Genomic DNA, 18,825 nt, shown 5'->3' on the forward strand with positions numbered 1-18,825 from the left:
TAGCCGCAGTCCTCGGCGCAGCCGCCGGTCTTGATCGACAGCAGCGTGGAAAGCTGGACCTGGTTCGCCGGATGGTTGGCGCGGTGCACCTCGGCGGCGCGGAAGACCAGCTCGGTGAACGGCAGGTCGAACAGCGCGGCGATTTCCTCGCGCGTCCAGTCGCTGCGGGGCGTGGCGGATGCGGTCATGCGAAAGTCCTGTTTCAGATCGTCCGACGAAAATGTTCGCATCAGCCATTTGGACGTGTTGGCCCGCCGGGTCAATTGACTACAGCACGTCCCCCAGTCCCGCGCTGTCGAAGTAGTCGTGCCAGCGAAGGATCGCGCCTTCCTCGTCGAGTTCAAAAACGCCGCAGGCCGGCACCACCAGATCGGGCTTGCCGGCATACTCGAAGCGGTCGACCCGCTCCGTAAAGACCACGCGGCCGCGCACCGCGCAATTCACGATCTGCCAGTCGATTGCGTCTGCGGCGAGGAACGGGTCGCACAACGCCAGCGCTTCCTCCCGGCCGATGGCAGTAGGATAGCTGGCGCCGGTGCAGCGGATGTCGGGATGGAAGGCGCGGCCGATGGCATCGCGATCCTTCGCATTCCAGGCAGCTATGAAACCACGGACGATCGCTTCGCTTTCTGTTTCGGTCATAGGGTCACCGTGATCTTTCCAAAATGCTCGCCGCGCAGTTGGTAGGCAAAGCCATCGCCAATCCGCTCGAGCGGGAAATCGCTGTCAATGACGGGACGCAGATCGTGGCTGGCGCAAAAGGCCACGTAGTCCCGCAGCATGGCGACGCTGCCGACCGCCATGCCCTGCAACCGCAGCGACCGCATGATGAGGTCGCGATGCGGCATGGGCGGCACGGCGTTGGCGGTCGTGCCGACCAGAAGCAACCGGCCCTGCGTGCGGACCGATCGCACCGACTGGTCGAACGTCGAATCGCCGCCGATCTCCAGCACCGCATCGACCCCTTCGCCGCCCGTCGCGGCCAGGACCGCGTCGCTCCATTCGGGCGTGTCGCGATAGTTGATCAGGACGTCCGCACCCAATGCACGCAGCCGCGCCAGCTTGGCATCGCTGGACGAGATGGCGACCGCCCTGACACCCAGCGCGCTGGCCAGCTGGTGGCAGAACAGCGCGAGCCCGCCGGATCCCGGGATCAGGATGGTGTCACCGGCTTTCAGTTCCGCTTCCACCACCAGCGCACGCCAGGCGGTCAGTCCGGCACAAGGCAGGCACGCAGCCTCGGCAAAGCTCCACCCGGCCGGCATCGGCACCAGCGAGCGTGTGGGGAAAACCACGTGGTCGGCGCCGAATCCGTCGATGCTCTCGCCAGTGACGGAGGCCGTATTGGCCCGCGTGGCGGTGCCGTCGATCCAGTCGGGGAAGAAGCTGCCTATGACCCTGTCGCCGACTGCGAAATCCGTGACTCCCTCACCAATGGCGAGAATTTCTCCCGCACCATCGGACATCGGGATGCGTCCGGCCGGTTGCGGTATGTATCCGGCAGCGACGAGATAATCGTGGAAGTTCAGCGAACTGGCATGGACGCGGATCAGCACTTCACCGGGGCCGGAGGACGGCATGGGCTCCTCGCTCACGGCCAGCGTCTCGAGCGTCGGGCCAGATGGTAGGCGCACGACCTTTCGCGTGGCGGGAATCATGCCTTCGATCCTTCGATGCCGCCGCGACGGACGAGTGTCTCCGCATTCTCGAGATGGCTGGTGCCGCCCAGGATGCGGGTGAAATTGGGCATGCCGGTGTGCGCCGCCCCGCCGCCGTCCACGACGAGATCGTGCCCGTTAACGTAGCTAGCGTCGGCAGAGGCGAGGAAGGCGATAGCCGCTGCGACTTCCTCGGGCGTGCCCGGACGACCCAAGGGCAGGCCGTCCCGCCACGCAGCCATGATCTCGGCGTTGCCGGTAAGTCCGGTCGCCAGCGGCGTATCGGTCAGACCGGGACTGACCGAATTGACGCGCACATGGGGCGCGTGGTCGAGCGCCATCGAGCGGGTGAGATTGATGACCGCGGCCTTGGCGGCGTTGTAGGCGGCAAAGCCGTAGTCGCCGCCGCGTCCGGCGACGGACGCGACGTTGACGATGCAGCCGCGCCGCTCGACAAGGTGCGGCATGGCTCTGCGGCAGGCCCACATCAGGCCGTCAACATCGACCGCCATGACTTCGCGCCAGTGGGCCAGATCGATGTCGGTGATCCGCCCGAACGAGCCGACGCCCGCGTTGTTGATCAGGATGTCGAGGCCGCCGAACCGCTGCACGGCCTCCTCGATACCGTGCTCCACCATGGCCAAGTCGGCCATGTCCATGACGAGACCGCTCGCCGTGCCGCCGGGCAGGTTGGCGAGGAAGGCCTCGATCGCCTCGGCCCGGATGTCGGCGACGACGACGCTCGCGCCTTCGTCGACGAGGCGGCGGCAGGTGGCAGCGCCGATGCCCGATGCGCCGCCAGTGACGATCGCCACCTTTCCCGCGAAACGCCCGGCACCCTGTAATGTCCCGCTCATCGCGCCGTGTATCCCCCGTCGACGGTCAGCATCGACCCGTTGATGAAGGCAGACCGGTCGCTCAGCAGCCAGCACGCCGCTTCGGCCACGTCCTCCGGCTTGCCGTAACGCCCGATCGAGTGGCGCTCCGCCATCGGGGCCATCTGTTGTTCGAAGGCCGGGTTGCCGATCAGCCGCTCTTCCACCATCGGGGTCAGGATCAGGCCGGGCAGCACGGCGTTGACGCGAACGCCGGTATGACGAGCCTCGCACGCTGCGGCGCGAGTGAGGCCGACGACGCCGTGCTTCGATGCGACGTAATCGGCGGCGTAGGGCTGGCCTATGAAGCCGTCGCCGGACGAATTGTTGACGATCGCTCCGCCTGTTCCGGCCATGGCACGCGTCTGGTATTTCATGCAGAGGAAGACGCCGGTCAGGTTTACGTCCATCAGTCGGTGCCACTCTTCGGCCGAAAGATCGGTGACCAGCTTATTGGCCATTTCGACCCCGGCGTTGTTGAACGCGCCGTTCAGCCTGCCATGGCGGGCAATAACGGCGTCGACCGCGCCGGCCACCGCGGCCTCGTTGCCGACGTCGACGGTGTGGCAGTCGGCGCGCGCGCCGTCACCCGTGATCAGCGCCGCGGTCGCCTCGTTCGCGTCGCGGTCGCGGTCGAACTGGCAGACCTTCGCACCCTCTGCCGCGAACAGGCGGGCGGCGGCGCGGCCGATGCCCGATCCCGCGCCGGTGACGATCACGACCTTGCCCGCCAGGAGACCCCGGTTCGCGTCACCCATCACGCGGCTTCTGGCCGGTAGATGGTTTGCGGCACGGTGAATTCGAGCAGCCCTTCGGTGCCGTTCTCGGCGCCGATGCCCGACTGCTTGTGCCCCGCAAAGGCCGCGAAAGGCGTTATGCCCTGCGCCGAGTTGATCCACACCGTGCCGGTTTCCAGCCGCGCGGCGACTTCGGCCGCCTTGTCGAGATCGGACGACCAGACCGATCCGCCGAGCCCGTATTCGCAGGCATTGGCCCGCGCGATCACATCATCGATGTCGCTGTAGCGCAGGATCGGGAGCACCGGTCCGAACGCTTCTTCCTGCACCACGCGCGAATCCTCGGGGGGGTTGTCGACCAGCGTCACCGGCACGAAGAAACCGGGCCCGTTGGCCGGCTCGCCGCCAGTCGCGAGGCGGTATCCGTTCGCTTCGGCATCGCGGATCAGATCGCGGACGCGTTCGAATTGCGCGCGGTTCTGGACGGGGCCGAGCGCCGTGGCCGCATCGCGCCCGTCGCCCACCGTCATCCTCTCGGCCACGCTCTTGAGCGCCGCAAGGACTTCGTCGTAGACATCGTCATGGACGTAGAGCCGCTTGGCGGCGACACAGACCTGACCGCTGTTGGCAAAGGCTGCCCAGAAGAGCTTTTCGGCCACCGCATCGACATCGACATCGGGCAGGACGATGGCGGCATCGTTGCCGCCCAGCTCCAACGTCAGCCGCTTCAGGTTGCCGGCCGCGCTTTCCATGACCTTGCGCCCGGTCGCGGTGGATCCGGTGAAGGAGATCTTGTCGATGCCGGGATGTGCGCTCATCCACGGGCCGAGCGCGTCGCCGCCGCTGACCATGTTGAGCACGCCCGGTGGCAGGACTTCCTGCAATAGCGCGCCCAGCCGCAATGTGGCGAGCGGGGTGTTGGGCGACGGCTTGAGGACCATGGTGTTGCCGGTGAGCAGGGCGGGGCCGATCTTCCACACGGCGAGGAGCACCGGAAAGTTCCACGGCACGATGGCGCCGACCACGCCGAGCGGTACGCGGGTCGTGACGCTCACCTGCCCGGGCATCGCGGTGCTGGTGTGCACCGGCAGCTCGCTTTCGGCGACGGTGCCGATCCACCAGGCTGCCGCCTCGATCTCTGCCATCGCGGCGGCCAGCGGCTTGCCCTGTTCGGCGGTCAGCAGTTGCTGCAATTCATCCTTGTGCGCCATGATCGTCGCGGCGATCTTGCGCAGCGCGTCCTGCCGCTCGGCATGGGGGCGGGCACGCCAAGCGGGATAGGCCGCGCGTGCGGCGGCGACCGATTCGTCGAGCTGTTCGCGCGTGCAGTCGGGGACAGTGCCGACGATGGCTTCGGTCGCCGGGTCGATCACCTCGATGCAGGCGGGCGAGGATGTCGCGCGGCCGTCGATGATCATGTCGAAATGGGGCATGGTGCTACTCCGCAAGCAGGTCGAGCGCGCCGGTATCGATCACGTGCGAAACGTGCCGGTCGAGCATGGTGAGGAACATCCGGTCGCCGCGCTCGGTGCGCTTGACCAGCATCGCCGCGCCTACCGCGACGTTGATCCCGGCAAAGGTGAAATGGCGGTATTCGCGGTCGAACGCGTCGCGCGACAGGTCCGTGACGCCGCCTTCGCGCAGTTCGGCGAGATAGGTTGCGATCAGCGCCGCCTCGTGCTCGCGCCTCGCCTCGGGCGAGTAGGATCCGCCGATGAGGTAGGCGACGTCGACGGCGCCGGTGCCCAGTGCGACGCTCTGCCAGTCCACGACCGTCAGGCGGGACGGCGACACCAGCATGTTGTCGGGCCTAAAATCGTTGTGCGTGACGCACCGCGCGCCGGGGCGTGGGCGGTCGTATGCCTCGTATCCTTCGCAGAGTGCGTCGCACACGCGCAGGTGCCGGGGGTCGAGATGGTCGGCGTAGCGTTCGCGAAAGCGCGGCCAGGTGTCGCGGAACACGCCTGGGGCATAGAACGGCTGTGCTCCGGCCTCGGTGTCGAGCCATTGCATCGCCGGATCGCCCTCGCATTCCCAGAATGCGGCATGAAGTCGGGCCGCGGCGCGCATTGCGCGGTGGGCGTCGGCATCTTCCATGCCCTTGAACTGGTCACCGACGCGTGCGCCCGACAGGTCTTCGAGAAGAAGCACGAACTGCCCGTCGGCATCGAGCACGGCGCAATGACACACGGGCGTGTCGAGCCGCGCGTGCGGCGCGAGCTCGCGGTAGAAGCGAACCTCGCGTTCATAGAGCGACCAGGTTGTGGCCACTGCGCGGCTGGTCGCATCGGCAGATGCGAACTTGCCGATGATCGTGGCCGGCCCCGAGCCGGCGCGGTAGTCGACGCGATACCGGACCGTGTCGCCGATCTGACCGGTGCCGACCCGTTCGCAGGACAAGGCGGCGATGGCGACGTCGCGGCCGCCCGCCGCCAGCAGGCGTTCCATCAGTCGCGGGGTCATGTCCTCGGGCCGGGGGAGCGGCTCGGGCCAGACCAGCGGGGCCTGTTCCGTGAAGGGGTGCAAGGCTCGATCCTCTCGACCAGCGTCCGCGAACTTTGCATTTCGTCGGACAATCCGGTTCGAAACTGCCGCGCGCTGCAGCGCCGGTCCAATAGGGCTTTCCCGGCGACCTATCGGCATCCCCTATGGATCGTCGCGATGTTCCGATTTGCCGAGTGGACAGGCGCGCGGATAGCGCTGCGAAACGACAGAAAAAGGAGAGAGGCATGGATCGGAAGGGCGCGGTTACGGCGGCGATGGCGCAGATCCGCAAGGGCCGGGTGGACCCCGCCCTGTTCACCGCCGACGGGACATGGTGGTCGAATGCCGGCGCGTCATTTCCCATCGCCGATTTCAATGCGCTTCTCTTCTCGCTGCACGAGCGGACCGAGGCGGGAATTGCCGTGACGCCGGGAGAGATGTTCGAATTCGGCGACAGGATGTTCTTCGAGGCGACGTCGCAGGCAAAGGTCACCGACGGGCGCGATTATGCGAACCGCTATGCCTTTGTCGTCGACTTCGACGGCGATCTGATCCGCGAGGTGCGCGAATACAGCGACACCGCGCATGTCCTGGCGGCGTTCGACCTGGCGCTTTGACGACCCGATCGGCAGCCGCCGCGCGATCAGTGCAGCGAGTTGCCGATGCCGTGGGGCGCCTGCACCGTCACGCAGCGCGCCGGGCCGGCCACTGCAAGCCCGTCTTCCCGCGATTCCTGGAAGGTGCGGGCGAATTCGAAGAAGCGGCGCGCCGCCTTGTTGGGGTTGGTGCCCAGCACCACCGCGAGGTCGAGATGAAAGGGCATGTCCTCCACCTCGCGCCAGACCATGCCGTCGGGTGTCGGGAACCAGCCGATGCCGATGGCGCAGCAATGGTTGCTTCGGGCATAGCGCTCGATCGCCAGCGCGTTGCCTTCGGCCACGGCGACGGGGATTGCCCCGTGTTCCATGATGAACTGCGCGATGGGGTCGACCACGGCCTGCCCGTGTTCGCCGCCCAGCATCGCGACGCGCTGCCCTGAAAGCACCGATCGCGGCAGCACGTCATATCCGGCAAGGTCGCTGTCGTTGGGCACGAGCAGGCCGATCTTGCGGCGTCGCAGCAGCACGCGCTCCAGCTTGGCAGGATACTGGATCTCGTTGACGACGCAGCCCGACGGCAGGTCATGGATGAACTTCTCGACCGGTTCTTCCACCGCCACGCCAAGCAGCAGCGCGACATCGAGCCGGTCGGTCAGCAGGTCGCGCACCGAATCGGTCTGCAGCCGGTTGTCGATGCTGTAGCTCGTCTCCGGCCGTGCCCGGGCAAAGGCGTCGAGCAGCGCCATCCTGTCCGGAAGGTCCATCGTGTACATTGCCGCGCCCAGCCGGAAATGGCGGTTGGCCGCCTCGCGCAGCGCCTCGGCCTCCTGCCGCACCTCCTCGGCATTGTGCAGCAGGGTCTGCACCAGCGGCAGCAGGCGCTTGCCCTGTTCGCTCAGCGCGATGCGCCGCGACGTGCGGTGAAACAGGAGGTAGCCGAGGATCTGCTCGAGTTCCTTGATCTGCCCCGAAACCGTCGGTTGCGTCAGGTTCAGCCGCGCGGCAGCGCGCGTGACCGACCGTTCGTCGGCAACGGCCGCAAAACTGCGAAGCAGCTTCAGATCAAGATGTTGCACGCCGGTCTCCTGTCCCTGCCGGCTCTGTTGGCCGTTGCCGGCAGTCTAGCAGATCAATCGGCAGCGTCTATCGATCGGTGCGAATTCACGATTGGACCGCGTTGCACCCCGCTCGCTATCCAAGCCGGCGAGAGGAGATTGCCATGCCCGAAGAGGCGCTGCGCGACATCGACGAAATCATCACCGATCCGGCAACCTACGCCGACGAAGGTGCCTACCACGAGGCCTTCGCCATGCTGCGCAGTACGGACCCGGTGCACTGGTGCGAACCGCGCGACTATCGGCCGTTCTGGGCGGTCACCCGATATGCCGACGTGACCGCGGTGGAACTGAACGCGGCCAATTTTCTCAACGCCCCGCGCCAGTTCCTCGTCACCCGCGCCGACGAGGAGCTGCTGATGCAGCAATCGCCCGACGGCATGTTCGCCCGCAACCTGGTGGCGATGGACAATCCCGACCACAAGGCGTTCCGCGCGCTGACGGCCGACCTGTTCACGCCAAAGGGCGTGCGCACTCTGGAAGGCAAGATCGCGGACCTTGCGAAGGAGACCGTGGACCGCATGGTTGCCCACGGCGGGCGTTGCGATTTCGTGTCCGACATCGCGGCCTGGTATCCCTTGCGCACCATCATGATCGTCCTGGGTGTCCCGGCCGAGGACGAGCCCCTGATGCTGCGCCTTTCGCAGAAGATCTTCGGCAACACCGACGAGGAAGCCGGCGGCGGAGAAGGCATGACCTCGATGCTGGAGGCCTTCAACGACTTCAAGGCCTATTTCGCCGACATCGTCGCCGACCGGCGCCGGAATCCGCGCGAAGACGTGGCGACGATACTTGCCAATGCCACGATCAATGGCGAGCCGATCGGCGATGCCGAGCGCGACGCCTATTTCCTCATCGTCGCCGCGGCGGGGCACGACACGACCAGTTCGGCCATCTCGGGCGGTCTTCTGGCGCTGATCGAGAACCCCGACGAAATGGCGAAGCTGCGCGCCGACCTTTCGCTGATGCCTAAGGCGGTCGACGAATTCATTCGCTGGACCTCGCCGGTCAAGCACTTCTTCCGCACCGCCGTCGCCGATTGCGAGGTGGGCGGGAAGGCGATCAAGGCGGGCGACAGCCTGATGATGTGCTACCCTTCGGCCAATCGCGACGAGGCCGTCTTTGCCGACCCCTTTGCGTTTCGCGTCGACCGTTCGCCCAATCGCCACGTCGCATTCGGCTACGGTCCGCACGTCTGTCTTGGCCAGTACCTCGCCAAGCTGGAAATCCGCGCCCTGTTCGAGGAAATGCTGCCGCGCGTAAAGGACATCGCGCTCGATGGCGAACCGGCCTGGGTGAAGGCGAACTTCGTGTCGGGCCTGAAGCGCCTGCCGATCCGCTTCACCGCCTGAGCGGAGGGGCGCGATGCATCCGTCTGTTCATGCCGCCGCCACCCCCGCCAAGCCGGCGCTGATCATGGCGGCGAGCGGCGAGCCGGTGACGTTCGAAATGCTCGAGGATCGCTCCAACCGGACTGCGCATTTGCTGCGCTCTCTCGGCCTCGTGCGCGGCGACGTCATCGCACTCCTGCTCGACAACCGGCCCGAGTTCTTCGACCTCGTCTGGGGCGCGCACCGTTGCGGGCTCTATTACGTCTGCATCTCGACCCAGCTTCTGCCGGCCGAGATCGAGTTTATCCTCCAGGACTGCGGCGCGAAGGTGCTTTTCGCGGCGCCCGGACTGGACGGGAAGGTGGCCGATGTCGCACGGGCCAACGCGGTCGACCTGTTCTCCGTCGCTGGCAAGACCGGGCGCGATTACCTGGCCGAGCGCGAGGCGATGCCGGCTACCCGCATCGCCGACGAGAGCGCGGGCAACGACATGCTTTATTCGTCGGGGACGACGGGGCGGCCGAAGGGGATCAAGCCGCCGCTGCCCGACGGTCCGCTCGCCGTGCCGAACGGCCTGACCCGGTTGGGCGAGAGCGCTTACGGCATGGGGCCGGACACGGTGTTCCTGTCGCCGGCGCCGCTCTATCACGCCGCGCCGCTGCGCTGGTGCATGGCGGTGCAGATGCTGGGCGGCACGGTCGTCGTCATGGACAAGTTCGACCCCGAGGCCGCGCTCGCCGCCATCGAACGCTATGGCGTGACGCACGCGCAATGGGTGCCGACCCATTTCGTCCGCATGCTCAAACTGCCGGACGAAGTGCGCGCCCGCTACGACTGCTCGACACTGCGGAACGTGTTCCACGCCGCCGCGCCCTGCCCGGTGGAGGTGAAGCAGGCGATGATCGCGTGGTGGGGGCCGATCGTCCATGAATTCTACGGCGGGACAGAAGCGAACGGGCTGACCAATATCGGCCCTCAGGACTGGCTCAGGAAGCCGGGCTCGGTCGGCCTGCCGATGTGGGGCACGCCGAAGATCTGCGACGAGGACGGCAACGAACTGCCCGCCGGGCAGACCGGCACGATCTACTTCGCCGACGGTCAGCCGTTCGAATACCACAACGACCCCGAGAAGACCGCCGCAAGCCGCAACGCGCATGGCTGGACGACGATCGGCGACGTGGGCTGGCTGGACGAGGACGGCTTCCTCTACCTGACCGACCGCAAGAGCTACATGATCATTTCGGGCGGGGTGAACATCTACCCGCAGGAGATCGAGAACCAGCTCCTTCTCCATCCCGAAGTGGCCGACGCGGCGGTCATCGGCGCGCCCGACCCCGATCTTGGCGAGCGGGTCGTCGCGGTGGTGCAGCCTGCCGATCCGGATGCCGCCGGGCCGGAACTGGCCGAAAGGATCACAGCGTTCCTGCGCACGAAGGTGGGCCGGATCAAGGTTCCGCGACAGGTCGATTTCGACCCTGCGCTGCCGCGCACGCCGACGGGAAAGCTGATGAAGCGGCTCGTGCGAGACCGCTACTGGCCGGATCGTGACGGAAATCCGTTAGGACTGTCAGGCGGCGGAAAGGCGTAGCGTGGACAAGATCGGTGACGAGTGGCGCGATGTTTTCGGGCCACGTCGCGACCGGGCGATGCATGGATGTTTCCGATAGATCGATGGCCAAGCTCTATTGGACTTGGCCGACGCAAAATCGGTAGCTGGGCTCAACATATCGTCGGGCGATATCATCCGGCGGCAAGACAAGGGGCGGCAGGCCCCGGAAAAGCGGAGGGAATGATGAGAGGCTACAGCCACTACACGATCGGCTTGCTGGCAGGGGTGGCCGCATGGGCGATGCCGGCCGCGGCCCAGGACGGCCTGGACCAGAACGCCGAGGCGCCGGTCAATAACACCCAGATCCAGGAAGGCGTGAGCCAGCAGCAGGGTGTGCAGGAAATCGTCGTGACCGCGCAGCGGCGCGCGGAATCGCTGATGTCGGTTCCGGTCGCGGTTTCGGCGCTCACCACCAACGACCTCGAACGCCAGGGCGTCGTCTCGACCTTCGGCCTTTCCGGCGCGGTGCCCTCGTTGCAGGTGACCAGCGCGTTCGGCGACGCGCAGCCCAACTTCACGATGCGCGGCATCGGCGTAGGCAACGAATACGGCGCAAACCAGGTGTCGCCGGTCGGCATCTACACCGACGACAACTATCTGAGCGCGCGGACCATGCACGGCCTGCAGCTCTATGACCTCGAGCGGATCGAGGCCGTGCGCGGACCGCAAGGCACACTTTACGGTCGCAACACGACCGGCGGCGCGATCAACTTCATCTCGGTCAAGCCCGGCCTCAACCAGGGCGCGACCGGTTATGTCGAGGCCGGTTACGGCCGGTTCAACGAAGTGCGCGGGCAGGGCGCGATCGAAGGCACGCTGATCGACGACGTGCTCGGCTTCCGCGCTTCGGCCAACTACGTCGAATCCGACGGCTGGGTGAAGAACGTGTTTCCGGGCGAGGAGGACGCCAATTCCCGCGATTCGATCGCCGGGCGCCTGATCGTGCGGGCCAAGCCTTCCGACAAGCTCGACATGTATCTGAAATTCACGGGCAGCAAGGGCAAGCCGACGCAGGCCGCCGCCTACCACCTGAATGACAATTCGGGCATCTCGCAGTATTACCGCGAGGAAGACGGGCTCAGCTTCTTCGAGACCAACCAGCCCGACCTCGGCTACAACGAGGTGAAGAACGCGGGCGTGCAGTTCGTGGTCAACTACGAACTGACCGACACGCTGTCGGTGCAGTCGCTGTCGGCCTACGACTGGTCGAAGCAGCGGCTGACGCAGGAAGGGTCGGGTACGCCGGTGATCGGTTTCCTGCAGACCTACTACGGGGATGTGTACAAGCAGTTCAACCAGGAACTGAAGTTCATGTTCAACACCGATAGAACCAACCTGCAGGCGGGTGTCTATTACGGCAACGACAAGATCGACAACAACGACAAGTACCGCCTTGTCAGCACGTTGTACTTCTACCAGCGCTACAAGCAGGACCGGAACTCCTACGCCGCCTTCGCGCAGCTCGACCAGGACCTGACCGAAAACCTCGGCGTGACGCTGGGCATCCGCTACACCAAGGACACGAACCGGCACTACGACGCCTATTCGTTCCTGACGGTGTTCGCCGATCCCGCGACCTCGCCGACGTTCGAGACCTATCCCTTCGACCCGCAGGATCCGCAGGCGGCGGCGGTGCAGTTCACCCACGGCTCGATCAATCCCGACGGTTCGATCAACACCGAGGATCAGGGCAAGCGCAAGTCGAGCAAGGTGACCGGCAAGGTCGGCCTCAACTACACCTTCGACAGCGGCACGATGATCTATGGCCACGCCAGCCGCGGCTATCGCGCCGGTTCGTTCTCCAGCCAGTTCTATGCCGGCAATCCGATCGACTTCGTGCCGCCCGAAAAGGTCGACGCCTACGAAATCGGCATGAAGACCAAGCTGTTCGGCGGCTTCGCCAACCTGACGACTGCCGCGTTCCTGACCAAGTACAAGAACCAGCAGCTCAACGAGGTGATCGGCACGACCGGCTACATCCGTTCGGCCCCGGGTTCGACGATCAAGGGCGTGGAACTGGAACTGACGGCGCGGCCCGTTCCCTCGATCGAGGGCAGCCTGGGCGTCACCTACCTCGACGCGACTTACGACAAGCTGACGCTGTCGGGCGTGAACCTGGACGGCAACACGCTGCCCAATGCGCCGGAACTGACGGTGAACTTGGGCTTCGACTGGACGCTGGGCGCGCTGGGGGCGGGCGATATCGTGTTCTCGCCGAACATGGTCTACACCTCGAAGCAGTACTTCTCGCCCTTCAACAACGAGGACGGGAACCAGAACCTCAACATGCCCTCGCACGTCATGCTCGACGCAAACCTGGGCTGGGAGAGCGAAAATCTCTCGCTGCGGTTCTGGGGCTCCAACCTGCTCAACAAGAAGATCTTCATGTACGGCCTGAACCTGCGCAGCGCGTTCGGTTACGACTACATGCTGCACGCCCCGCCGCGCAGCTATGGTGTCACCGCCCGCTACAAGTTCTGACGTACTCGAACCCTCCCCGGGCCGGGTTCCGCCAGCAACGGAACCGGCCCGCCCCTTTCGGGAAAGGCGCGATGATCGAACATTCATGCCAGGCGACCGGTGGCTGCCTGTGCGGCGCGGTACGCTACGAATTGTCGGCAGGGCCGGTGTTCACCGCGATCTGCCACTGCCGCAATTGCCAGAGGCAGACGGGAAGCGCCTTTTCGATCGTTACCGGCTATCCCGCCGCGGCATATGTCCAGACGGGAGAGAGCAGCATCTTCGTTGATCGGGGTGCCAGCGGCCGCCCGGTCGAACGCCATTTCTGCGGCCGGTGCGGCTCCGCCCTCCTGTCGCGGATCGAGCCTCTTCCCGAACTTGTCCTGATCAAGTCGGGCACTCTCGACGACGTGGCGGCGCTGGACCCCGTTATCGAGGTCTTCTGCGCAAGCCGCATGGCCTTCCTGCCCGAACTGCCCGGGACCGAGTCGTTCGAGCGTTCCAATGTGTGAGAGTGCGCCATGATCGACCTGTCCGGAAAGATCGCCATCGTCACCGGCGCGGCATCGGGCATCGGGCTGGCAACCGCAACCTTGCTCGCGACGCTGGGTGCGACGGTCGTCCTTGCCGATCGCGATCTGCCCGGTGCCGAGCGGGCGGCCCAGGCGATCGGGCGCGGCGCGCTGGCCCTGAAGCTTGATGTCACGTCCGAAGATCAGTGGCTTGCCGCCCTGTCCGAAACGGACGCGCGGTTCGGTCGTCTCGACGTGCTGGTGAACAACGCCGGCATCATGATCGCCAAGCCCTTTGCGGAGGCGGGGATCGACATCCTGCGCCGCCAGAACGCGATCAACCTGGAGGGAGTCTATCTCGGCATGCACCATGCGCTGCCGCTGCTGCGCAAGGCCGGAAAGGCATCGATCGTCAACGTCTCGTCGATCTATGGCAAGGTCGCGGGCGGCGAATATGCCGCCTACAGCGCGACCAAGGGCGCGGTGCGGGCGCTGAGCCGCGCCGTCGCAATCGAGCTTGCGACGGAGGGCATCCGCGTGAACTGCGTCATGCCGGGACCGGTCGCGACCAACCTTTCGGCCGACTGGGACCCGCCGCGCGATGCCGAGGGCAACCTGCTGACCGCGGAACAGGCGCTGGCGATCTGGGCCGGGCTGATCCCCCTCGGGCGGCTGGGCACGGTCGACGACGTAGCCGCGCTCATCGCTTTCCTCGCCAGCGACGCGGCCGCGTTCGTCACCGGATCGGAATTCATCGCCGACGGCGGCTATACCGCCGCCTGAGTCAACCGGAGAGAGAGCCATGCAGACCCGTGCCGCCGTTGCGAGAGGGGCAGGGCAGGATTTCGCGATCGAAGCGCTGGAGGTCGAGGGGCCCCGCGCCGGCGAAGTCCTGGTCGAGATCGTCGGCGTCGGCCTGTGCCACACCGACCTCGTCTTTCGCGACCAGTTCGTACCCTATCCGGTGCCGGCGGTCCTCGGCCACGAAGGCGCGGGCGTCGTTCGTGCGGTGGGCGAGGGGGTCGACGGGATCGAGGCGGGCGACACCGTCGTGCTGTCGTTCGGCAGCTGTGGCCACTGCGCGCAATGCAACGCCAACCTCCCCAGCTATTGCCGCGACTTCGCCCCCTTGAACTACGCAGGCGCGCGGAGCGACGGATCGACGGCCTACCGCGATGTCGACGGGCCGGTCGCCTCGCACTTCTTCCTGCAATCCTCTTTCGCCGGCCATGCGATCGCCGCGGCGCGGACGGTCGTGAAAGTCGATGCCGACAAGGACACTTTGCGCATACTGGGAACCCTTGGCTGCGGATTCCAGACCGGGGCGGGAAGCGTGCTGCGCTCGTTCGACTGCCCGCCGGGCAGTTCGCTGGCGATCTTCGGGGCAGGACCGGTCGGGCTGGCCGCGGTGATGGCGGCGAAGGACCGCGGCTGTGCGCCCCTTGTCGTGATCGAACCGGATGCCGCGCGGCGCGACATGGCGCGCGAACTGGGCGCGACCCACGTGCTGGACCCGCTCGCGGGCGATGCCGCCGCGGCGCTTCGTGACATCCTGCCTCATGGCTTCAACTTCGCCTTGGAAACCAGCGCGCGCGAAGACGCGATGGCGGCGGCCTTCGATGTGCTGGCCAGCCACGGGATGCTCGGCCTCGTCGGCGTGCCGCGGCAAGCGGACGTCGCGCTGCCGCTCAACGTCGCGGCGATGATCACGTTCGGCCGGCGCGTCATCGGCATTGTCGAGGGCGACAGCGATCCGGCGACGTTCATACCGGAGCTGATCGCGATGTACCGCGAAGGTCGTTTTCCGTTCGATCGGCTCGTCACGCTTTACCCGATGGACCGGATCAACGAAGCTGTCGCCGACCAGTCTGCCGGCCGCTGCATCAAGGCCGTGCTGTGCCCATGAGCATGATGCCGTGGCGGGCCGCGTAGCCTGCGTCGGCCACAATCCAGTTGAGGGGAACGCCCGTGCCGATACCGCTCGACCGCGCCTGCCAGGACGAGGACCTCGTGATCTTCCGCGACAGCGTCCGGGCATTCCTGCATGAGCATCTCGTTCCCCATCTGGACCGGTTCGAGCAGGAGCGCGAGATCGACCGCGCCTTCTGGCGGCAATGCGGGGATGCCGGGCTGCTGTGTCCGACGGTGCCTGCCGCCTATGGCGGGCTCGGTCTCGATTTCCGCTACAATGCGGTGGTGACCGAGGAACTTGCCTATGCCGGGTGTTTCGCGGGGCCGCCGCTGCAATCCGACATCATCTGCGAATATTTCGTGGCCCACGGCTCCGAAGCGCAGAAGCGGCGCTATCTGCCCGGCATGGTCGACGGGTCGATCATCGCCGCCATCGCCATGTCCGAGCCGGGTGCGGGCAGCGACCTGAAGGCCATCCGCACCAGTGCGCGGCGCGATAGTGACGGCTGGGTGATCGACGGGGCCAAGACCTACATCTCCGCCGGGCAGCAGTGCGACGTAGTGATCGTCCTCGCGACGACTGACCCCGGTGCCGGTGCCCGCGGCATCAGCCTCTTCGTCGTTGATGCCGATACGGCGGGGTTCACGCGCGGCAATCGGCTCGACAAGATCGGCCAGCACTATGCCGATACGTCGGAGCTTTTCTTCGACGGGGCACGAGTGCCCGCCAGCGCGCTGCTGGGCGAGGAGGGGCAGGGTTTCGTGCAGGTCATGCAGCTGATCGCGCAGGAACGCTTGAGCATCGCGATCATGGCGCAGGCCGGCGCGCAGCGGGCATTCGACGAGGCCAGCGCCTTTGCCGCCGACCGGAGGGCGTTCGGACAGCGCCTGATCGACATGCAGAACGCACGCTTCACGCTGGCTCGTCATGCCGCCTCCTTGCAAGTGGGATGGGCGCATCTCGATCACTGCATCGGGCGCCACGTGCGCGGCGAACTATCGGGCGCGGAAGCCAGTGCGGCCAAGCTCTGGCACACCGAGATGCAGTGGCAGGTCACCGACGATGCCCTGCAGCTGCACGGCGGGGCAGGGTACATGAACGAATACGCCATCGCCCGGCTGTGGCGCGATGCGCGGGTGCAGCGGATCTATGGCGGCACGTCGGAAATCCTGATGGAAATCGTGGGTCGCGAAATCGCTCGTTGATGGCGGCGGATTTGGTGATGACGCTTGACTCGACACCAAATCGAATATTACCTACTCATCAGTATAAGATTTGGGGTGGTCGATGATTCTCGACGAGACGCAGGTTGCGATCCAGGACGCCGTGCGCAGCTTCGCGCAAGAGCGGCTCCGCCCGCAAAGCGCCGCGTTCGAGGCGGCGGGAGGCTATCCCGAAGGCCTGTTCGAGGAATTGGCCGGGCTGGGCCTGATGGGCATGACCGCGCCTGCCGATGTCGGCGGGGCGGAGGCCGACTTCGTCTCCTATGCGCTTGCCCTGATCGAGATCGCGGCAGCCGACGGCGCGCTTTCGACCATCGTCTCGATCCAGAACAGCCTCATCGTGTCGAGCCTGCTGAAGGACGGCACGCCGGCGCAGCAGGCCAGGTTCCTTCCCGATCTCATCGCGGGGCGAATGATCGGTGCCTTTGCCCTGACCGAGGCGGACGCGGGTTCCGATGCCTCTGCCATGCGGACCCGCGCCACCAGGGTCGACGGCGGCTATCGCCTGAACGGTGCGAAGCAGTTCATCAGTTCGGGGCGCATCGCTGGCCTTGCCATCGTCTACGCCGTGACCGATCCCGAAGCGGGCAAGCGCGGCATCACCGGGTTCATCGTGCCCACCGGCAGCCCCGGCTATTCGGTCGACAAGGTCGAGCACAAGCTGGGCCAGGGCGCGTCGGACACTTGCGCCATCCGCTTCGACGACCTGTTCGTGCCGGAAGACTTGCGGCTTGGTGCCGAAGGCGCGGGCTACGGCCTCGCCCTTTCCAATCTCGAGGTCGGGCGCATCGGCATAGCCGCGCAGAGCATCGGCATGGCCCGCGCCGCGCTGGAGACCGCCGTCGCCTATGCCAAGGATCGCAAGAGCTTCGGCCTGCCCATCATCCAGCACCAGGCGGTCGGCTTTCGCCTGGCCGACCTGGCCGCCAGGCTGGAGGCGGCGAGCCAGCTCGTCCTCCACGCCGCGACGCTGAAGGACGCGGGGCTGCCCTGCCTGAAAGAGGCGTCGATGGCCAAGCTCGTCGCATCGGAAACCGCGGAGGCGGTGGTCTCCGGCGCGATCCAGACGCTGGGCGGCTACGGATACCTGGAGGAATACGGCCTCGCCAAGATCTACCGCGATGTCCGGGTCTGCCAGATCTACGAAGGAACGTCGGACATCCAGCGCATGGTCATCGCCCGCGCGCTGTGACGCGCCGGGCCAGCAGTCAAAGGAAGGGAAACGGATGAACATCGAAGGATTGCCCGCAATCGTCACGGGTGGCGCATCGGGACTGGGCGGCGCGACCGCGGCCCGGCTGGCCGCGGCGGGGGCGAAGGTCACGATCTTCGACCTCAACGCCGAACTCGGGCAGAGCCATGCCGCAGCCATCGGCGGGCGTTTTGCGGCTGTCGATGTCACCGACGAAGCGCAGGTGCAGAACGCCATCGAGGAGGCCGAGGCAGTCGACGGCAAGGCCCGCATCCTCGTAAACTGTGCCGGCATCGGCCCGCCGCGCAAGGTGATCGAGCGTGACGGCAGCCCGATCCCGCTCGACGCCTTCAGCAAGATCGTCAACATCAACCTGATCGGCAGCTTCAACGTGCTGTCCAAGGTCGCTGCGCGCATGGCGACCGCCGACCTGATCGGCGAGGAACGCGGCGTCATCATCAACACCGCCAGCGTCGCCGCCTTCGACGGCCAGATCGGACAGGCCGCCTACGCGGCCTCGAAGGGCGGCGTGGTCGGCATGACCCTGCCGATCGCCCGCGAATTCGCGCGTCATTCGATCCGCGTGATGACCATCGCGCCGGGGCTGTTCCTGACCCCGCTGCTCGCATCCCTGCCGCAGGAGGCGCAGGATTCGCTGGGCCAGCAGGTGCCGTTCCCGAGCCGCCTTGGCCATCCCGACGAATATGCGCTGATGGTCGAGCAGATCGTCGCCAATCCGATGCTGAACGGCGAGACGATCCGCCTCGACGGCGCGATCCGGATGGCACCGAAGTGATCGAGGAACAGGTTGGCCAACGCGCCCTTGGGATAGGCGCGCGTGTCGAGGCGTTCGTTCGGGAGGTTGTGTTTGCCTACGAGCGGGATGGCCGGCGCGATCACCACGGTGCGCCGACCGATGAGCTGATGTTCGAGATGCGGGAGAAGGCGCGGGCCGCGGGCGTGCTGACGCCGCACATCCTGGAGGACGGTTCGCACCTGTCGCAGGTCGAGACGGCTTATGTGCTGATCAAGTCGGGGCTGTCGCCGCTGGGCCCGCTGGCGTGCAACACCAACGCGCCGGACGAGGGCAACATGTACCTCCTGGGCCACGTCGGGTC

17 protein-coding genes and 2 pseudogenes are annotated in these 18,825 nt (G+C 66.3%); 11 read left to right on the top strand and 8 right to left on the bottom strand.

Annotation, left to right across the window (positions count from 1 at the left end):
• The 7 genes and pseudogenes from J2X37_RS16405 to J2X37_RS16435 form a co-directional block, all read right to left on the bottom strand.
• Nucleotides 1-188 (bottom strand): annotated as a pseudogene (locus J2X37_RS16405) (biotin synthase); the annotation flags it as partial.
• A gap of 79 nt (nucleotides 189-267) precedes the next feature.
• The gene (locus J2X37_RS16410) at nucleotides 268-642 is read right to left on the bottom strand and encodes a limonene-1,2-epoxide hydrolase family protein (RefSeq protein ID WP_310023367.1); all 375 of its coding nucleotides are present in this window, start codon (nucleotides 640-642) and stop codon (nucleotides 268-270) included.
• On the bottom strand, nucleotides 639-1,556 hold the full coding sequence (locus J2X37_RS16415) for an NAD(P)-dependent alcohol dehydrogenase (protein WP_310023368.1): 918 nt from the start codon (nucleotides 1,554-1,556) through the stop codon (nucleotides 639-641). The genes J2X37_RS16410 and J2X37_RS16415 overlap by 4 nt, the downstream gene beginning before the upstream one ends.
• A 98-nt stretch (nucleotides 1,557-1,654) precedes the next feature.
• Nucleotides 1,655-2,515 carry an SDR family oxidoreductase gene (locus tag J2X37_RS16420; protein WP_310023369.1) on the bottom strand — a complete coding sequence of 287 codons (861 nt, stop codon included), beginning with the start codon at nucleotides 2,513-2,515 and terminating at the stop codon, nucleotides 1,655-1,657.
• Nucleotides 2,512-3,291 carry an SDR family oxidoreductase gene (locus J2X37_RS16425; RefSeq protein ID WP_310023370.1) on the bottom strand — a complete coding sequence of 260 codons (780 nt, stop codon included), beginning with the start codon at nucleotides 3,289-3,291 and terminating at the stop codon, nucleotides 2,512-2,514. Before J2X37_RS16425 ends, J2X37_RS16420 begins: the two co-directional genes overlap by 4 nt.
• Nucleotides 3,291-4,703, bottom strand: coding sequence for an aldehyde dehydrogenase family protein (locus J2X37_RS16430; protein ID WP_310023371.1), 1,413 nt, complete (start codon nucleotides 4,701-4,703; stop codon nucleotides 3,291-3,293). The genes J2X37_RS16425 and J2X37_RS16430 overlap by 1 nt, the downstream gene beginning before the upstream one ends.
• 4 nt (nucleotides 4,704-4,707) lie before the next feature.
• Nucleotides 4,708-5,796, bottom strand: coding sequence for a phosphotransferase (locus J2X37_RS16435; protein ID WP_310023372.1), 1,089 nt, complete (start codon nucleotides 5,794-5,796; stop codon nucleotides 4,708-4,710).
• 203 nt (nucleotides 5,797-5,999) lie between these two features.
• On the opposite strand from J2X37_RS16435, the gene J2X37_RS16440 reads away from it, so the two are divergent.
• Nucleotides 6,000-6,371: a hypothetical protein gene (locus J2X37_RS16440; RefSeq protein WP_310023373.1), complete on the top strand. Its 372-nt coding sequence runs from the start codon at nucleotides 6,000-6,002 to the stop codon at nucleotides 6,369-6,371.
• Nucleotides 6,372-6,397: 26 nt separating this feature from the next.
• Here the strand turns inward: J2X37_RS16440 and J2X37_RS16445 are convergent, their stop codons facing one another.
• Complete coding sequence (locus tag J2X37_RS16445; RefSeq protein WP_310023374.1) at nucleotides 6,398-7,429, bottom strand: LysR family transcriptional regulator; 1,032 nt, start codon at nucleotides 7,427-7,429, stop codon at nucleotides 6,398-6,400.
• A gap of 143 nt (nucleotides 7,430-7,572) precedes the next feature.
• Between J2X37_RS16445 and J2X37_RS16450 the strand changes: the two genes are divergently transcribed.
• The 10 genes and pseudogenes from J2X37_RS16450 to J2X37_RS16495 form a co-directional block, all read left to right on the top strand.
• Nucleotides 7,573-8,820 carry a cytochrome P450 gene (locus J2X37_RS16450; protein WP_310023375.1) on the top strand — a complete coding sequence of 416 codons (1,248 nt, stop codon included), beginning with the start codon at nucleotides 7,573-7,575 and terminating at the stop codon, nucleotides 8,818-8,820.
• A 13-nt stretch (nucleotides 8,821-8,833) separates the two neighbouring features.
• On the top strand, nucleotides 8,834-10,387 hold the full coding sequence (locus J2X37_RS16455; protein ID WP_310023376.1) for an acyl-CoA synthetase: 1,554 nt from the start codon (nucleotides 8,834-8,836) through the stop codon (nucleotides 10,385-10,387).
• A 204-nt stretch (nucleotides 10,388-10,591) separates the two neighbouring features.
• The gene (locus tag J2X37_RS16460; RefSeq protein WP_310023377.1) at nucleotides 10,592-12,889 is read left to right on the top strand and encodes a TonB-dependent receptor; all 2,298 of its coding nucleotides are present in this window, start codon (nucleotides 10,592-10,594) and stop codon (nucleotides 12,887-12,889) included.
• Nucleotides 12,890-12,960: 71 nt separating this feature from the next.
• A complete protein-coding gene (locus J2X37_RS16465; protein ID WP_310023378.1) occupies nucleotides 12,961-13,380 on the top strand; it encodes a GFA family protein in 420 nt (139 codons plus the stop codon).
• A 9-nt stretch (nucleotides 13,381-13,389) separates the two neighbouring features.
• On the top strand, nucleotides 13,390-14,163 hold the full coding sequence (locus J2X37_RS16470; RefSeq protein ID WP_310023379.1) for a glucose 1-dehydrogenase: 774 nt from the start codon (nucleotides 13,390-13,392) through the stop codon (nucleotides 14,161-14,163).
• A 19-nt stretch (nucleotides 14,164-14,182) separates the two neighbouring features.
• Complete coding sequence (locus J2X37_RS16475; RefSeq protein ID WP_310023380.1) at nucleotides 14,183-15,286, top strand: NAD(P)-dependent alcohol dehydrogenase; 1,104 nt, start codon at nucleotides 14,183-14,185, stop codon at nucleotides 15,284-15,286.
• A 62-nt stretch (nucleotides 15,287-15,348) separates the two neighbouring features.
• The gene (locus J2X37_RS16480) at nucleotides 15,349-16,497 is read left to right on the top strand and encodes an acyl-CoA dehydrogenase family protein (RefSeq protein ID WP_310023381.1); all 1,149 of its coding nucleotides are present in this window, start codon (nucleotides 15,349-15,351) and stop codon (nucleotides 16,495-16,497) included.
• An 82-nt stretch (nucleotides 16,498-16,579) separates the two neighbouring features.
• Nucleotides 16,580-17,707 carry an acyl-CoA dehydrogenase family protein gene (locus J2X37_RS16485; protein ID WP_310023382.1) on the top strand — a complete coding sequence of 376 codons (1,128 nt, stop codon included), beginning with the start codon at nucleotides 16,580-16,582 and terminating at the stop codon, nucleotides 17,705-17,707.
• A 34-nt stretch (nucleotides 17,708-17,741) separates the two neighbouring features.
• Nucleotides 17,742-18,503: an SDR family NAD(P)-dependent oxidoreductase gene (locus J2X37_RS16490; RefSeq protein ID WP_310023383.1), complete on the top strand. Its 762-nt coding sequence runs from the start codon at nucleotides 17,742-17,744 to the stop codon at nucleotides 18,501-18,503.
• Nucleotides 18,500-18,825: pseudogene (locus tag J2X37_RS16495) on the top strand (acyl-CoA dehydrogenase); the annotation flags it as partial. The gene J2X37_RS16490 and the pseudogene J2X37_RS16495, both read left to right, overlap by 4 nt.

The sequence above is a fragment of the Croceicoccus sp. BE223 genome (genome assembly GCF_031457155.1).
Lineage (GTDB): Bacteria > Pseudomonadota > Alphaproteobacteria > Sphingomonadales > Sphingomonadaceae > Croceicoccus.